The following is a 16624-nucleotide window of genomic DNA, read 5'->3' as shown; positions in this document are numbered from 1 at the left end:
ACAAAAATCTCAAAATTAATAGCCAAATCACGCCCCTAGTGCTAAATCTATTATCGTTGAACGGTGAGATATCAACGTGAAAGCACAGGTATTTAGAGGCGTCAATCAACTTTCCTACGAAGAAATCCCTGTACCCGAACTACAACCGGATGAAGTGCTGGTACAGGTGCGGGTAGTAGGTTTGTGTCAGTCGGATATCAAAAAAATTCGTTATCCCCTGTATGAACCACCACGGATTTTTGGACATGAAACTGCGGGAACGATCGCAGCACTAGGTACAGAGGTAAAAAATTGGCAAATTGGACAACGGGTAGCGGTAATGCACCACATCCCTTGTATGCGGTGCGACTATTGCCTAAATGACAATTTCTCAATGTGCGAAACTTATAAAAACATCTGTACGACAGCCGGATTTGCACCTAGTGGCGGTGGTTTTGCTGAGTATGTCAAGGTTCCCGGTCATATTGTCCGCAATGGTGGGTTGATTCCCATCCCCGATCAGATCAGTTTTGAAGAAGCAAGCTTTGTTGAACCAACTAATTGCTGTCTCAAAGCAGTGAAAAAAGCCCAAATTGCACCTGGACAAACGGTTTTGATCACTGGTGCGGGGCCGATTGGGTTAATGTTTGTGATGTTGGTGAAATATTTCGGAGGAAAAGCGATCGCCACTGACTTGATCCCCTCCCGAATTGAAAAAGCTTTGGCTGTGGGTGCAGAAGCAGCTTTTGATGCTCGTGATCCTGATTTACCAGCCAAAATTCAAGCACTCACCAACGGAATGGGTGTGGATGTCACTCTACTTGCTGTTCCCAGTGATAAAGCTTTCTTCCAAGCCCTTGACTGTACCCGCAAAGGCGGTAAAATTCTCTTTTTTGCTGAATTTCCTGATCAAGTAGAAATTCCCATTAACCCGAATATTCTCTATCGTCGAGAAATTGATTTGATGGGTAGCTACAGTTCATCCTACCGCCTGCAAAGCCTTTCGGCTGATATTGTGTTTAATAAACGCATTGATGTACAGGCATTAATTAGCGATCGCTATCCATTACAAAATTTATCTCAAGCCGTAGATCAAGCGATCGCACCAACACCAGAAACGTACAAAATTTTGATTTATCCTTGATCGGGGATCGGGGATCGGGAAGAGATTTGTTAAATAATTCTCCCTTCCCGTGTCCCCCATGTCCCCCGTGTCCCCCGTGTCCCGCTTTCCCCGCTCCCCATGATCCTCATAGTCATTCTGCTTGCTTTTTATCTCGCCTTTAACCTTGGTGCTAATGATGTTGCTAATGCGATGGGAACTTCTGTTGGTTCCAAGGCTGTAACTCTCAAGCAGGCATTGATTATTGCTGGTGTATTAGAATTTACAGGCGCGGTATTGTTTGGACAGGAAGTATCGGAAACTATCGCAACCAAAATTGCTAATCCTGAATTATTTGCAAGTACGCCGCAAACGTTAATGATTGGGATGATCACAGTGTTAATTAGTTGCGGTTTGTGGTTACAATTTGCCACTGCACGCGGTTTGCCTGTATCTTCTTCTCATGCAGTTGTCGGTGCGATCGCTGGCTTTAGTTGGGTAGCTTTGGGTGTAGATGCGATCGATTGGTCGTCAATTGGCAAAATCACTATCGGTTGGATTGTCACCCCAGTAATCAGTGGTGCGATCGCAGCTTTGTTTTACAGCCAGATCAAGCGCTGGATTTTAGAACAACCGCATCAATTATTACAACTGAATGAGTGGATTCCCTGGTTGAGTGTGATGTTACTGGGAATCTTTGGTGTGATTGTTTTACCATCAGTTACTCAACCACTGGCAAAAATTTTAACTGAGGAATTCGGTATGCAAGTACCGATCTATGATCTTCCCTTGTTTGTCGGGGGTATCGCAGCGATCGCACTTAGTTTGTATAGCTGGCGACAGTTGGACACGGGGGACACACTCTCCGCGTCTTCTTCTCCATTCTCCGTAGTTGAGGGTTTATTTGCCAAATTCCAGTTACTGAGTGCTTGTTTTGTGGCTTTTGCTCATGGTTCTAATGATGTCGGTAATGCGATCGCTCCTTTGGCGGCGATCATTTACATTAATAGCACTGGTACAGTACCTACAGGCGGGATCGCTATTCCTATCTGGATTTTAGTGCTTGGTGGTGCTGGTATTGTTACTGGTTTGGCTATCTGGGGTAAGAAAGTCATTGCTACTATTGGCGAAAGTATTATTTCTTTACAACCCAGTAGTGGATTTTGTGCTGAACTTGCAACCGCTACTACAATTCTTTTGGCTTCTCGTTTGGGGCTACCTGTTTCTACTTCTCACGCGCTTGTGGGTGGTGTAGTCGGTGTGGGACTGGTGCAAAATCTCAACTCAGTTAAATTTAAGACTCTGCAAGGGATCGCTACTGCTTGGTTAGTTACAGTTCCCATCAGTGGGGGACTTAGTGCTGCAATCTTTAGCATTACCCGGTTTTTAGGTTTTTGACTGAGGGAGCATCCCAAGAGATAAAACTGACAACTGATTCCTAATAACTGTTAAAATGCTTTTCGGGCGATCGCAAGATTTTTAACTTGTACTAAATACTTAAAAATAAATCTTTTGATTTGTAGGCAAACTGTCATTGTATTTACATTTTTACATGGTAAATGTATTTCTAGGAAACTTTTAATTACCAAAAAAATTATTACTTTGTATTTAGACTACATAAATCACTGTGATGTTTTGAAACAACAAATTATAGTAGAGAACAATTAACTTAACATAAAAAATTATTAAAAATTATACCAAGCCTGAAGCCATATCAAAAGTCTACAAGATAAGACAGGATACCGTAGGTTAGAGGTAACAAACTAATGGGGCGATTTGAGAAGCGGTCAGAAAACTCACGAACAGGTGATCCATTCACAGAAGCAGATACCGCTCTAAGAGCTGTCACTGAAGAATTGCAAATTATCCAACGGACTTTGCTCAAGTCTTTACAAGAAGATATCAAGTGTTTACAGACAGAAAGACTCCGCTTAGTTGATGATGTCAAACGTCTACAAGAAGAAAAAGAAGAACTGCTTCAAGGTCGCCAGTTAAGCGAATTACAAGTATTGTTGCGTCAGTTAGCTAATATTTTGGCAAGTCATATATCCTCGCAACTACAATCTTCTCTGGAAACCTTAGCCAAACAAGCTGTAGAATCAACCACTGAAGATAGTGAAGAAAGTAACGCTGTTGCCAATCAACTGCTTGGCTCTTTAGATGATACCCTCACTATTACTTTTCACACTCTTCAGCAGGAAGTAAAGAACTATCAAACTAATATTTCTCAGCAGTTGTCTCAGATGTCACTGCAACAACAGCAAGGGGAAGAAATTTTAGCAGAGTTAGTAAATCGCCTACGTGGTGAACTCGTACGTGTGGAATTGGAAAAAACTACACAGCGATCGCCACAACAATCTCCTCCAACAGTCATCCAAACAACACCACATCCTGCGGACGAGCCAACAGAACAACAATATTCAAGTTTTTGGGAAACCCCACCACATCATAAGGAAGAGCCGACACAACAACAATATCCAAGTTTTGGGGAAACACCATTACATTATGTAGACGAGCCGACAGAGCAACAATATTCAAGTTTTTGGGAAACTCCACCAAATCATCAGGAAGAGCCAACACAACAGCAACATCCTGCTGAGGAATCAACACAACAACAATATTCAAGTTTTTGGGAAACTCCACCACATCATCAGGAAGAACCAACACAACAACAGCATCCTGCTGAGGAACCAACACAACAACACTCAAGTTTTTGGGAAACTCCACCACATCATCAGGAAGAACCAACACAACAAGAGGAATCTAGTGACTGGGATGTGGAAACGGAACTAGAAACAAACAGGATTCGAGAATATGGAGAGGCGCAAATTGATCTACCAGAAGAATCTGAGGTTTTTGCATTTACTAATGATGATGTGGTGTCAGCCAATTCTTTCCTAGAGGGTGACACAACATTTATTTCCAATGGTGTATCACCAAGGGAAGAAGTAACCACATCCGCGCGATCCCAGAGAAAAAATTCAGCGATCGCACCAATGGGTTTACTGTTTATTCTGTTGTCAACAGGAGTGATATCGCTTTACAACGTCGCCATTAAAGTGATTTTCAACCCAAATTCGCTAATTTTTGGAGCATTTGAGGTCGAGGGTTTACTGACGCCTACTCTTGGTAACTCTCTGTTGATTTTAATGCTCAGGATGCTGGTAGTTGTACCATTGATGTTGGTTTTAGCGCCTATATTATATCCGCAGGTATGGCAAGATTTGCAAAATCTCGTGGAATCATTGCGAACAAAATCTCGCACCGCGAATGCAAAAAGCAAGCAGGTATTGCTGCTGTCGATAGTGAGTGGATGCTTTTTATTTTTGTCTCAGGTATTGATTTATATTGCTATTAGCCAAATCACAACGGGAATAGCGATCGCATTATTGTTTATTTATCCAGCCATTAGCGCACTTTTAGCATGGTCTTTGCTTAGAGAACAACCTACTTCTTTTCGTTTCGGTGCGATCGCCTCTATTTTTGTCGGACAGATGATGATCCTAGCAGGAGATACAGGTGTTGGTACAGGTAACGCTTTTGTAGGCAGTATCGCAGCTCTAGTTTCAGGAATAGCTTTTGCCTTCTATATAATTCTGACACGCGTCTGTGCAAGCAAACTCCATCCTGTGCCTTTTACTTTAATTAATTTTGCCACCATGCTGGTGTTGTCTTTGGTGGGTTTGATCCTACCTTTACCCATCACTTGGAGTCTCCAAGTCAATCCCAATAAATTACTGGAATTGATTTTAAGTGCCTTTATTTTAGGCGTATTGACTTTATTTGGTTATGTTTTCAATAATGTCGGTGTCCGCAAACTAGGTGCTACGCGATCGGCAATTCTCGGTGCTACTGTTCCTGTATTAACCGTGATTTTGACAGGGGTGATTATTCAAGAAACACTACAACCTGCACAAGTATTAGGAGTTTTATTAGTAACTTTTGGTGCGGCTGCTATTAGCTATGAAAAAATACGAAATCACACCAAAACAACTGGTACTACTTCCCGCAACTAAAAATTAAAATTTCAATAAATTTAATTTTTAATTTTTAATTTTTAATTTCTACAGTAATGCCTCTTGACTTGAAAAAAGCAAAAGGGTAGAGAATTGATGGCATTAGGGAAGATCGACTTTTTTATACATAGTTGCAAAATTTTTTTGGGAATGCTTTCTACTTAAAAGTTTACTGACCAAAATTTCAATAAAAAATCCATTTCTATTAACATTTTTGAATTCCAAAGCTTCTTCTACGACTTTTTTAAGATTTTTTTCAATCAAACTTCTCAGATAAATAGCAAATTTGTAAATGTTTTTACATATGCACTGTCTAAAAGTTGCTAAAATCAGCAAAAATCTTCTTAGAAAAGACAAGATTTTTTGTTTTTGAATTAATCACTTGGATTTTGAAGTCTATGACTTTCCCTCAAGCAGATTCGATTTATTATCAGGACAGCATCATCCCTTGGCAATTTCAGAGCAGCTCACCATACGCTGCGTTTTTAGTGAGACTGCTAAACATACCACCTTCTTCTTCGTAGGCTGGTCTTTTGTCATGAAACAAATACATTATAAGAGAAAATACAGCTAAAGCTTGAATAACCTCAATCACCGAAGAGGTTAAAGGGAAAAATAAAAGGTAAAAGAGAAAAAGAGATCGCCTACAAGGTTCGAGATTCCAACTTTCCTTGGAATATAAGGATAATTTCACTTTCAGTGGCTCGGCTCTAAACCTTTCTCCTATTTATAAAAATAGACTCAAATTTGAGCCATAGTTAAGCTTGATAGCATTCATCCTTCTGTATAGCTGCTTTCTCCCTTCTTGAATTAGTTGATTACCTCTACCAACAAAGTTGATTCTGCCAATTTGCCAGAAAATACTGACTAAATGACAATTATGACTACCAAGAACACCCTTACTTAACGCATAATAGATCATCTAAGTAAAGACATCGCCTTCAGTCGGGTGTATACTACATACTTTCCATTGACTGATTACTGTAAACGTGCTATTCAATTGCCTGTTATATGAGTAATGACGTAGATCTGATCAAGCGTCTTGGCCCCAGTGCTATGGATCAGATCATGCTTTATCTGGCTTTTAGTGCCATGCGGACAAGTGGGCATAGACATGGGGCATTTTTAGATGCAGCCGCAACCGCAGCCAAGTGTGCAATTTACATGACCTATCTAGAGCAGGGACAAAACCTGCGGATGACAGGACATTTACATCACTTGGAACCTAAACGAGTCAAAGCCATTGTCGAGGAAGTAAGACAAGCCTTGACTGAGGGCAAACTGTTAAAGATGCTAGGTTCTCAAGAACCACGCTATCTGATTCAGTTCCCCTATGTCTGGATGGAAAAATATCCTTGGCGGCCAGGACGTTCCCGGATTCCGGGTACGAGTCTCACTAGCGAGGAAAAGAGACAAATTGAGCAAAAATTACCCTCTAATTTGCCAGATGCTCATTTGATCACCTCGTTTGAATTTCTAGAGTTAATTGAATTTCTGCACAAGCGATCGCAAGAAGATTTACCCAAAGAACACCAAATGCCTTTGAGTGAAGCTCTAGCGGAGCATATAAAGCGCCGTTTACTTTACTCTGGTACGGTGACACGTATTGATTCTCCTTGGGGAATGCCCTTCTACGCTCTCACCCGTCCTTTTTATGCACCAGCAGACGACCAAGAGCGTACTTACATCATGGTCGAAGATACCGCCCGCTTCTTCCGAATGATGCGAGATTGGGCCGAAAAAAGACCAAACACCATGCGAGCATTGGAAGAGTTGGATATTCCACCCGAAAAGATGCAGCAGGCCAAAGACGAATTGGATGAAATTATCCGTGCTTGGGCAGATAAGTATCATCAAGATGATGGAGTCCCTGTGGTATTACAGATGGTATTTGGTAAAAAAGAAGACTAGAATCCCAAAAATAGGTATGGTCTTCAGATTTTCCTGGGCAAAATTAGCAGCTAGTACCATAGACGACAGTCCCACACTATACAACAAGTACTGAATAGTACATTGTTCTTAGTGTGGGATAAATTAAAGCCGAATAAAAATACATTATTTTGTAGATTGACACTCATATGCATAATTTCATAATTTCACTGCATAGGGGATCACCATTATTTGCTTTTCATCATCACTAAAACGTAAGGGTGGAAGGGTGTAAGAGAAAACAAGAATTTTTCTGAGATTTACGTCTTTAAAATACCCCAAAATTTTTACCCACACCCGCACAATCCTCCTACACCCCTACACCCTTTTATCTTAATTAATCAATCAAAATAATTGATATTATTGAGCATTCTGGTTGCTAGGAATCTGGTTGCTAGGATTCTGGTTGCTAGGATTCTGGTTGTTAGGAATCTGGTTGTTAGGAATTGGCTGAGTTTGAAAAGAGGGCTGGAAAATCGTGTTATTTGTTCTATTGGCAGGTATAAAAGTAGGCAAATAGCCACTAACATAATTACTGGCATCAATACAATTATTTAAAGCCTGAGTGGGAGCTAAATTGTCGATTTGCAATCGCAAACCCACCACACACTGAGCATAGCGCCGTGGTAATACACTCAGACCACAGTTACTTAAGACTGTTCTGTTAAAGAGCTGTTTGTCAAGAACTTGTTTGCTATCCTCAGTACTTTTACTAATACCAGCTACACATGCGCCTACATCTTCAGGACGCCATGCTTGTACACAGGTAGGTAGCGCATCGACTGCTGCGATTTCTGTGTTCTGCCTAATTTCGGCTACACAAGAGGACAAATCTCTGGGACGCAATGCTCTTGCACAGCCGCGTGCAGCAGCTTCCGCAGTGATCCCCGCTTTGAGAAGTTCAGAAGCACAAGCCCTATAATCACCTGTAGTGACAGCGATCGCATCTGTACCAGGTAAAAAATTCATTCCCAACCATCCCATCACAATTAACGCTGGTGCAGCTACTCCAGTACCCAAGAATTGTTGAGTTTTTAGCATAGTTATGTATAAATACTTACTGCTTTTGTTGAATGACATTTCCGTTCTACTCCAATCACGCAAAGTAATGCTATCTCATCTTCAAAGTTAGTTTTCACCTATTTTGGCAGGAAGGTTTGGATCGGGGATCGGGGATTCTCCAGAGGAGACGCTACGCGTAGACGCGTCAGCGGCTTCTCATAGAGTACGGGGATCGGGGATCGGGGATTGGTTATTCTCCCTTGTCTCCCTTATCCCCAATCACCAATTTCGCCTGATTTCTTGTATAATACCCTGTGGAGTTAGCGAAAAATGTCTTGGCTGCTGGCATTGGCGCTGCCGTAGAGGCTTGAAACTCAAGCAATGACTCAGGGTAAACAGCGCGATCGCAACTAAAAGCTTAAAACGACAAGTACAGTACGGCGAGACACGCCGAAACTGACTCTAGAGCAATCAGAGTAAAAGCTTGGTAAAAGAAGCAACTTACATTTAAATAATAATGTGCGTTCTGTGAACCAAGAATCTCTAGCACTTTTGGGCAGGGAATGTCAAAATGGTATGTCTGGGTAAAAGTTGAAATTAGGATTAGATTAGGAAGCTCATGTCCCGATACAGAGGACCACGATTAAGAATTACACGTCGCCTGGGTGAATTGCCAGGACTAACTCGTAAAAGCGCCAGACGCTCTTATCCTCCTGGTCAGCATGGTCAGAACCGCAAGAAGCGCTCTGAGTACGCTGTCCGTCTTGAAGAAAAGCAAAAACTCCGCTTCAACTACGGTTTGACAGAAAAGCAACTGCTGCGGTACGTAAGGAAAGCCAGACGTGTGACTGGTTCTACCGGACAAGTGCTACTGCAATTGCTAGAAATGCGCTTGGATAATACAGTTTTCCGCTTAGGTATGGCTCCCACTATCCCAGCAGCACGCCAATTGGTAAATCACGGCCATGTCACAATTAATGGTCGCGTGGTGAATATTCCTAGTTACCAGTGTCGTCCAGGAGAAGTCATTGCTGTTAAAAATAAAGAAGCATCCCGGAAGTTAGTAGAAGCTAACTTACAATATCCCGGTTTAGCCAACCTTCCCAGTCATCTTGAATTTGACAAAAACAAGATGGAAGGTAAAGTCAACAGTGTGATTGAACGTGAATGGATAGCACTCAGTATTAACGAACTACTCGTGGTTGAGTACTACTCACGTCAAGCGTAATTTTGACACTCCCCACGCCTAAAGGCGGGGGATTCCAGCGTCACTGACGTTCCTTGCTTTTACAGGTCTTGCGACCAATAGAAGTAGAGGGAACGTCTCGACTGGCGTTACTTTGGGGTTGCCCACCCCTAGCGGCAGTGCGGTCTTGGGGTCTCCCCAAGACCGCACTGCCTTGCCTTTACACGATTCAAAATTACTTTGGCAGCATTCACATCACGTTGCTCAACGTGTCCGCAATGCGGGCAAGAATGAGTCCTGGTGCTAAGGGATTTTTGGACTCTAGCACTACAGTTACTACATTCTTGGCTGGTGAAATGGGGAGGAATTGCAATGATTTCTCGACCAAATTTCACACCAAAGTATTCAAGCCACTGACGGAAGTTGTACCAAGAAGCATCAGAGATACTCTTGGCTAGTTTGTGGTTTTTCACCAACCCGGAAACATTTAAATCTTCCAAGACTACCTTAGCGTTAGCTAGGCATAAGTTACGTGCGAGTCTCTTCGCATGTTCATTCCTTTGTCTTGTTACTCTTAAATGCTTACGAGCATAAACACCACGAGCTTTTCTTCTGCCAGATGACCCCTTTTTCTTCTTGTAAATATGACGTTGAACCCGCTTGATATCTTGTTCGGACTTACGTAGATATCGTGGGTTTTCTTCATGATAGCCATTGCTATCAGAGTAGAAATATTCCAAGCCCACATCAATACCTATTTCGGAGGTAGTTAGTGGTGCATCTTGTTGGTTATCTACTTTGATGCAAAACTGCACATAACACCCATCGGCTCTACGCACAATCCGAACTCGCTTAATTAATTCAATCGGGTAGGAATGAATATCCCACTTGCCCAATAGCTTGAGTTCACCAATACCTTTTTTGTCGGTAAATGTTATCCGTCGTTTCGATGGGTGCAACTTCCACCCTGAAACTTTGTATTCAACAGAACGGCTATGTTTTTTAAATTTTGGGTAGTTTTTTCTTCCCGGCTTATTGTTTTTGCAGCTATCAAAAAACTTATTAATAGCTCGTTCTACATTCTCTACAGACGCTTGGCAAGCATGACTGTTCAAGTCCTTAACAAATCCAAATTCTGCTCGTAGCTGAGTGTTGTACTGGTACAGTTCTTTTTTACCAACGCCGCGATTATCCATCCAATAACGCAATACTTTATTACGCACAAACTGGCTTGTACGAATGGCTTCATCTATGGCGGTTGACTGAGATTTTTTAACCACAGCTTTGTACTCCAGTACCAACACTTTTGAATCACCCCCTTCTATTTGTTAAACTATATTTAGTATGGCAGTTGGTTCTAGAAATGGCAACTAAAAAAGGGTTAAAAAGAATTAAAAATCAACCAGTTTACCATGATGAAATAAAGGTTAAAAGAACTGTGTTTTTAACTCCAACAGCTTGGGAAAAGATAAAAGAGGAAGCGAAAAATAGAGGTATTAGTGCCAGCGAATTAGTTGAGGAATGGGGAAGGCGAATAAGCAACGCCCGCGCCTAGCCCCCATAAATAGAATTTAGGGGCTTGTCCGGCACGGCAACCCCGGTCATTTTTCCTTAGTTATTGGTCATTTGTGAGCCAGCGCGGTCTACCCTACGGGAAGCCTATGAGCGCGCCTATGGGGGTCTCCCCCATGTAGACGCGCTCATAGGCTTCTCGTAGAGTACCCGTAAGGGTCCTTTGCAAATGACTAATGACTATCCACCAATTTGTGACATGGTGCGAGTATACCCACCTGTTGCACCTGAGTTACGCAGCTTAAAGTTGATTTCTGGCTTCATGGCGAGCAATTCTCTCACCTGTTGGCGAAGTTCGGTGGTGCTAATTCCAGTTCGTAAAGCTGTTTTTAAATCTATTTGTCCAGCTTCGTTTAGTAAACACGGACGCAACCAACCATCAGCAGCAAGACGCATCCGGTTACAACGATCGCAAAAACATTCCGACATCTGACTGATAAAACCCAGCGTCCCCTTCGCCCCTGGAATTTTAAATACATCGGCTGGTCCATTACCACGAACTTGCGCTTCTGTCAATCCCCAGCGTTCGCGGATACTTTGCCGAATCTCTTCAGAAGCTATCCAACCGCGATCGCCAAATAATTCTGGATTACCAATTGGCATAAACTCAATAAAACGGACGTGCCATTGTTTGTCAATAGTCAATGCTGCCAGATCCAAAACTTCATGGTCGTTAACATCAGGGATAACCACTACATTTAGTTTCAACGGGTCAAATCCTACACTAGAAGCAGCTTGAATTCCCTTCCACACATCTTGCCAACGAGAACGACCACGATTACCAATAATTTGGTCAAAAACATCAGGGTCGAGAGAATCCAAACTAATATTAATTCGCCGTAAACCTGCATGATAGAGACTTTGCGCCATTGGGGCGAGTAAAAAGCCGTTGGTTGTCATCGAGAGGTCTTGTGTTTCCTTAAAAGAAGCGATCGCCCTCACCAACTCCACCACACGTGGACGTAACAAAGGTTCTCCCCCCGTCAAACGAAACCGGGTAAATCCTACGGGTATAAAAACTTCTTGAATGAGCGTGATTAGTTCCTCATCAGTCAATAAATTTTGCTTGAGGATATAGTCTAATTCTGCACCCTCTGGCATACAGTATTGACAACGAAAGTTGCAGCGATCAATTAAACTAATTCGGAGGTAATCTACCTGGTTCATGATTTTATAATTTTATTGTGTAAGAAGCACAATAAGTATATTTTGTCAATTTATAAATACATTTTACTTTCGGAATTTTAGTTATACTCTTTTAACCTAACGTGTATTTGATCTGGGATGATCATTTCATCAGTTTCTAATTTTTTATTGAATATTCATAGAAACCTAGTTTCTAATAGAAACCGGGTCTGTGATCCCCATCTGCAATTTTGCAATTCACCTATGTCAGAAAATCTTACTCCTCCAATTATCAAGCCTCACCGTCCGCATTTTTCCTCTGGTCCTTGTGCAAAACGCCCTGGCTGGTCTGTTTCTGTTTTACAAGATGCTTATGTAGGTCGCTCTCACCGTTCTGAAGGTGGGAAAGTCAAGTTAAAAGAAGTAATTGAGCTATCCAAGAAAATTTTGGGTGTACCCGCAGATTATCGCCTGGGTATCGTACCAGCTTCCGATACTGGTGCAGTGGAAATGGCACTGTGGTCACTGCTGGGAAAACTACCCCTAGATATCTTGGCGTGGGAAAGCTTTGGTCAAGAATGGGTCAAGGACGTCGTGGATGAACTACAGTTACCAGATACCCGCATCCTGAAAGCACCTTACGGGAGTTTACCGGATTTAGCACAAGTGGATTTTAGCCACGACGTAGTGTTCTTGTGGAATGGGACTACTTCCGGTGTTCGTGTTTCAAATGGCGATTGGATTCGGCGCGATCGCACCGGGTTAACTATCTGCGATGCGACATCAGCTGTTTTCGCAATGGATATACCTTGGGATAAATTAGATGTAGTTACCTATTCTTGGCAAAAAGTCTTGGGTGGAGAAGCCCAGCATGGTGTCATCGTCCTTTCACCTCGTGCTGTAGAACGGTTAGAAACCTACAAACCGCCACGCCCACTACCAAAGCTATTTCGCCTCGCCCAAAAAGGCAAGTTAATTGAAGGGATTTTTCAAGGAGATACCATCAACACCCCATCAATGCTGTGCGTAGAAGATGCATTAGATGGGCTGAAGTGGGCAGAAAGTATTGGTGGACTTCCTGGTTTAATTAACCGTAGTCAAGCTAATCTAGCAGCTATTGCTAAATGGGTGGAGCAAAGTAGCTGGGCAGATTTTTTAGCTGAGAAGCCGGAAACTCGCTCTTGTACATCAATTTGTCTCAAGATTGTTGATGCTTGGTTTAATGAGTTAAATCCAGAACAACAGGGACAATGTGCGAAAAAACTGGCTAAAACCTTAGAAAAACAGCAAGTTGCTTACGACATCGCTTCCTATCGGTCTGCACCTCCTGGAATCAGAATTTGGGGTGGTGCAACAGTTGAAACCGCAGATATCGAAGCCCTACTACCCTGGTTGGATTGGGCATATGCGACTGTGAAAGCCCAAATGAAAGAAGCAGCGTAGTGTAGTAGAGACGCGAAATTACACGCGTCTCTACCAGGATTCTGGCTGACGCATATTTAATTATCACGCCTATGCCTATTATCAAACTTAGGACTTACGCAAAATAATGAAAAAACGAACCACATAGACGCGCAAGCGGCTTCTCGTAGAGTAGGACACAAAGGACACGAAGAAATAGGAGTTTGGGAGAGTTATTGCGTAAGTCCTAAAACTCTTGAGGGTCCCCATCGATTGGGTTAATTCGGATTAGTTGGAAACAAAAGATACATCACTTGCCTTTGGCTGTATCTACCAGAAGCATTACCTGTAAGTGCTTGATGAGTTTTTTAGTCAAACATTTGACCGTAACACTCAGAGTTCGCAGATTGTGTAATAATAAACCGATCGCATACACTATTACTTTCCCAACCGTGCAAGCAACTGATAATTTCGATGACTTAGCTGCTGCGTTACAACAGCCAGCAGACCTGGATTTTGAGATACCTGATCCAGAAGACGAAGAAATTCCGGAGCAGGAATTTCAACAGCAGCTAGATATAGCTTGGCAAGTGTGCGATCGCTTTGATTTACAAACAGAAATTTGGCGGGGGCGAATTTTAAGAGCAGTCCGAGATCGAGAGAAAAAGGGCGGAGACGGACGGGGTGCAGGATTTCTCAAATGGCTCAAGGAACGAGAAATCAGTAAAAGTCAGGCTTATGCTTGGATTCAGCTGGCGAATAGTGCCGATACACTTTTAGAAGAAGGCAAGCTAGATCCAAGTGCTATTAAGAATTTCAGCAAACGTGCCTTTGTGGAAACCGCCAAATCAGCGCCAGAAGTGCAAATCATGGTGAGTGAAGCTGCACAAAAAGGCGATCGCATTACCAGAAGAGAAGTACGTCAACTCACTGACGAATGGACAGCTATGTCGTCAGATTTATTACCCGAACCAGTCAAGCAAAAAGCAGCAGAAAACGTCCTTCCTCCCCGTTATATTGCGCCTCTGGTAAAAGAAATGGAAAAACTGCCAGAATCGCATCAACAAAGCTTACAGAAAGAAATAGCCCAAAATCCCGACCTCGATACTCTCAAACAAGTAACTTCAGAAGCGCGTAGTCTGGCAAAATATCTCAAAGCAGCAGCTCAAGTCCAAGCGTTGAACGAACAAGAAGTTGACATCGAAACCGCACTCATAGAAGCACAAAGAGTTGGTTGCTTAAGCATAGCGGCGGACTTAGTAAATCAAGCATCCCAGCTAGAACAAACAATCGGCAAATTGTACATGACTTGGAAACGCATCGGTAATTTAGCAGACAGGTTATACGTAGATACAGGTGCAAGTACACCAGAATTGCGATCGCTCCTAGATTGCTTAGAACCCCTCGGTAGTGAAGTGATGGAATTGCAACTCGGTGGTGCAGGGGAACGCACTATCCGCTTGCAAATTCAGGAAACAGGCTAGTTAGTAGTTATTGGTTGGTTGTTAATCAATTCACAATCTCGGAAGTTCTAGTTCTGAACTCGGAAGTTCTAGTTCTGAACTCGGAAGTTCTAGTTCTGAACTCGGAAGTTCTCGTTCTGAACTCGGAAGTTCTCGTTCTGAACTCGGAAGTTCTCGTTCTGAACTCGGAAGTTCTCGTTCTGAACTCGAAGTTTCTCGTTTTGAACTCGGAAGTTCTAGTTTTGAACTCGGAAGTTCTAGTTTTGAACCCGAAAATTCTAGCTTTGAACTCGGAAGTTCTAGTTTTGAACCCGAAAATTCTAGCTTTGAACCCCAATCCCCAGTTCCCTCAAAGCGCGTGTTGTTTCAATTCATTTAAGGAAACATGTTCTATAGCCGACGCATGGGTTGCTGACAAAACCACAGGTAGTACAACTCCAGCGTCTAGGGCTTCTTTCCAGCGAGAGGCGCATAAACACCAGCGATCGCCTGGTTTTAAACCCGGAAAATCAAACGCAGGAACAGGTGTACTTAAATCATTTCCCCTTGACTTGGTAAATGCTAAGAATTCTTCTGTCACTTCTGCACAAACGACATGGGCGCCAAAATCACCCGCGCCTGTGCTGCATACTCCATCGCGATAAAAGCCTGTCATCGGCGAGGTACAACAAACCTCTAAGGGTTCTCCAAGAACGTTTTTAGCCTGTGTCATGGCAATAGCTTGTTAATCAATTCATTTCCCTTTAGTTTAAACAATTAATTTCGCGTAACAAATCTCCTAATAATCCGCGATCGCGAACTACAACCAAATCAGGATCATTCTTTAGTAATTCTTGAAACTTGGGATTGATAAGTAGGGCTGACTCTAGGTATTCCATCGCCAGTGGAGTATCCCCAATCCGGGCTGCACAACAGGCGCAGTTGTACCAAGCATACTCATCATTAGGTTTGATTTCGATGGCTTTTTGATAGTTCTTCAGCGCTGCTGCAAAGTTTTCTGTGTATCTAAAAGTATCCGCTAGTTTGTAATAAGACCAAAAATCGTCGGAATTAATGGCTTGGGCTTGCTCATAACTCTTAATTGCTTCTTCGTAGTATTTTAAATGCCTGCAAGCATCTCCACGACGCAACCATGCCCAGTAATCATTTGGGCGAATTGACAAAGCCTGATCATAGTCAAAAATTGCATCTTCGTAGCGTTTTAAGTGCCTTTTAGCATCTCCACGCCGAAAATAAGCCCAATAATCATTTGGGCGAATTGTTAAAGCTTGATTGAGAGTGGCGATCGCTTCTTCAAATTGATCTAAATCTTCTATTAAGATGCAAGCTCGATTGTAGCAAGCCCAATAATCATTTGGATGCAGTGCTGATGCTTGTTCAAAACTGGCTACTGCGGTTTCATACTCACCCAATTCTCGTAAAGCGCAGCCTCTGTCATACCAGAGCCAGTAAGCATTAGGGCTACTTTCCAATGCTCTGTCATAACATGCTACTGCTTCCGCATATTGCTCTTGGTTATCAAGCCGTTTACCCTGTCGATACCAGTATCTGCTATCTCTTGTGATCAGCAGTCGAATATCTGTCTTAGCCTCTGCTGCTTGACTCATAGTTTTTGCCCCAACCAAACAGTTACTACTGCTACAGACACACGCACTATTTTATATTAATGCGTTGGGGCATCATTGGGTAGTGGGCATGGGGCATTGGGCATGAATCAGTTATCAGTTATCAGTTATCAGTTATCAGTTATCAGTTATCAGTTATCAGTTATCAGTTATCAGTTATCAGTTATCAGTTATCAGTTATCAGTTATCAGTTATCAGTTATCAGTTATCAGTTATCAGTTATC

General features: G+C 42.5%; 13 protein-coding genes. 8 read left to right on the top strand and 5 right to left on the bottom strand.

What is annotated here, in order from left to right; translation table 11 throughout:
- Window positions 1–76 precede the first annotated feature (76 nt).
- The 4 genes from ACE1AT_RS12875 to hetR all read left to right on the top strand — a co-directional run bounded on the left by ACE1AT_RS12875 (window position 77) and on the right by hetR (window position 7008).
- Window positions 77–1123 (top strand): zinc-dependent dehydrogenase, encoded by a 1047-nt coding sequence (locus ACE1AT_RS12875; protein WP_374868847.1) that lies wholly within the window; start codon window positions 77–79, stop codon window positions 1121–1123.
- A 99-nt stretch (window positions 1124–1222) separates the two neighbouring features.
- Window positions 1223–2479, top strand: a complete 1257-nt coding sequence (locus ACE1AT_RS12870) for an inorganic phosphate transporter (RefSeq protein WP_374868845.1) — start codon at window positions 1223–1225, stop codon at window positions 2477–2479.
- 368 nt (window positions 2480–2847) lie between these two features.
- Window positions 2848–5097, top strand: a complete 2250-nt coding sequence (locus tag ACE1AT_RS12865; protein ID WP_374868843.1) for an EamA family transporter — start codon at window positions 2848–2850, stop codon at window positions 5095–5097.
- 1011 nt (window positions 5098–6108) lie between these two features.
- Window positions 6109–7008, top strand: coding sequence for a heterocyst differentiation master regulator HetR (hetR, locus tag ACE1AT_RS12860; protein ID WP_374868841.1), 900 nt, complete (start codon window positions 6109–6111; stop codon window positions 7006–7008).
- A gap of 378 nt (window positions 7009–7386) precedes the next feature.
- Here hetR and ACE1AT_RS12855 read toward each other — a convergent pair whose 3' ends face one another.
- Window positions 7387–8106, bottom strand: coding sequence for a hypothetical protein (locus ACE1AT_RS12855; protein WP_374868839.1), 720 nt, complete (start codon window positions 8104–8106; stop codon window positions 7387–7389).
- Window positions 8107–8647: 541 nt separating this feature from the next.
- Here ACE1AT_RS12855 and rpsD point away from each other — a divergent pair.
- Window positions 8648–9256: a 30S ribosomal protein S4 gene (gene rpsD, locus ACE1AT_RS12850; RefSeq protein WP_016861168.1), complete on the top strand. Its 609-nt coding sequence runs from the start codon at window positions 8648–8650 to the stop codon at window positions 9254–9256.
- A 128-nt stretch (window positions 9257–9384) separates the two neighbouring features.
- On the opposite strand, the gene ACE1AT_RS12845 is transcribed toward rpsD, so the two are convergent.
- Entirely contained in the window at window positions 9385–10518 is a 1134-nt protein-coding gene (locus ACE1AT_RS12845) for an RNA-guided endonuclease InsQ/TnpB family protein (protein WP_374868837.1), read from the bottom strand.
- A 59-nt stretch (window positions 10519–10577) separates the two neighbouring features.
- Here ACE1AT_RS12845 and ACE1AT_RS12840 point away from each other — a divergent pair, with 59 nt between their 5' ends.
- The gene (locus ACE1AT_RS12840; protein ID WP_374868835.1) at window positions 10578–10769 is read left to right on the top strand and encodes a hypothetical protein; all 192 of its coding nucleotides are present in this window, start codon (window positions 10578–10580) and stop codon (window positions 10767–10769) included.
- Between the two features lie 197 nt (window positions 10770–10966).
- Here the strand turns inward: ACE1AT_RS12840 and moaA are convergent, their stop codons facing one another.
- Window positions 10967–11953 (bottom strand): GTP 3',8-cyclase MoaA, encoded by a 987-nt coding sequence (gene moaA / locus ACE1AT_RS12835; protein WP_374868833.1) that lies wholly within the window; start codon window positions 11951–11953, stop codon window positions 10967–10969.
- A gap of 222 nt (window positions 11954–12175) precedes the next feature.
- Here moaA and ACE1AT_RS12830 point away from each other — a divergent pair, with 222 nt between their 5' ends.
- Together ACE1AT_RS12830 and ACE1AT_RS12825 are read left to right on the top strand one after the other, a co-directional pair.
- Window positions 12176–13354, top strand: coding sequence for a phosphoserine transaminase (locus tag ACE1AT_RS12830; protein WP_374868831.1), 1179 nt, complete (start codon window positions 12176–12178; stop codon window positions 13352–13354).
- 410 nt (window positions 13355–13764) lie between these two features.
- Window positions 13765–14796 carry a hypothetical protein gene (locus ACE1AT_RS12825; RefSeq protein ID WP_374868913.1) on the top strand — a complete coding sequence of 344 codons (1032 nt, stop codon included), beginning with the start codon at window positions 13765–13767 and terminating at the stop codon, window positions 14794–14796.
- Window positions 14797–15124: 328 nt separating this feature from the next.
- Here ACE1AT_RS12825 and ACE1AT_RS12820 read toward each other — a convergent pair whose 3' ends face one another.
- Complete coding sequence (locus ACE1AT_RS12820; protein WP_374868829.1) at window positions 15125–15487, bottom strand: DUF2237 family protein; 363 nt, start codon at window positions 15485–15487, stop codon at window positions 15125–15127.
- 31 nt (window positions 15488–15518) lie between these two features.
- Window positions 15519–16382 carry a tetratricopeptide repeat protein gene (locus ACE1AT_RS12815; RefSeq protein ID WP_374868827.1) on the bottom strand — a complete coding sequence of 288 codons (864 nt, stop codon included), beginning with the start codon at window positions 16380–16382 and terminating at the stop codon, window positions 15519–15521.
- Window positions 16383–16624: the final 242 nt, after the last annotated feature.

The sequence above is a fragment of the Pelatocladus sp. BLCC-F211 genome (assembly GCF_041928655.1).
Classification (GTDB): Bacteria; Cyanobacteriota; Cyanobacteriia; order Cyanobacteriales; family Nostocaceae; genus Pelatocladus.
This window is presented reverse-complemented; position numbering and strand designations above follow the sequence as displayed.

Coding starts and splice junctions, on each gene's coding strand:
- hetR (WP_374868841.1), top strand. CDS start 6,109: ATGAGTAATGACGTAGATCTGATCAAGCGTCTTGGCCCCAGTGCTATG.
- ACE1AT_RS12870 (WP_374868845.1), top strand. CDS start 1,223: ATGATCCTCATAGTCATTCTGCTTGCTTTTTATCTCGCCTTTAACCTT.
- ACE1AT_RS12865 (WP_374868843.1), top strand. CDS start 2,848: ATGGGGCGATTTGAGAAGCGGTCAGAAAACTCACGAACAGGTGATCCA.
- rpsD (WP_016861168.1), top strand. CDS start 8,648: ATGTCCCGATACAGAGGACCACGATTAAGAATTACACGTCGCCTGGGT.
- ACE1AT_RS12855 (WP_374868839.1), bottom strand. CDS start 8,106: ATGTCATTCAACAAAAGCAGTAAGTATTTATACATAACTATGCTAAAA.
- ACE1AT_RS12840 (WP_374868835.1), top strand. CDS start 10,578: ATGGCAACTAAAAAAGGGTTAAAAAGAATTAAAAATCAACCAGTTTAC.
- ACE1AT_RS12815 (WP_374868827.1), bottom strand. CDS start 16,382: ATGAGTCAAGCAGCAGAGGCTAAGACAGATATTCGACTGCTGATCACA.
- ACE1AT_RS12820 (WP_374868829.1), bottom strand. CDS start 15,487: ATGACACAGGCTAAAAACGTTCTTGGAGAACCCTTAGAGGTTTGTTGT.
- moaA (WP_374868833.1), bottom strand. CDS start 11,953: ATGAACCAGGTAGATTACCTCCGAATTAGTTTAATTGATCGCTGCAAC.
- ACE1AT_RS12830 (WP_374868831.1), top strand. CDS start 12,176: ATGTCAGAAAATCTTACTCCTCCAATTATCAAGCCTCACCGTCCGCAT.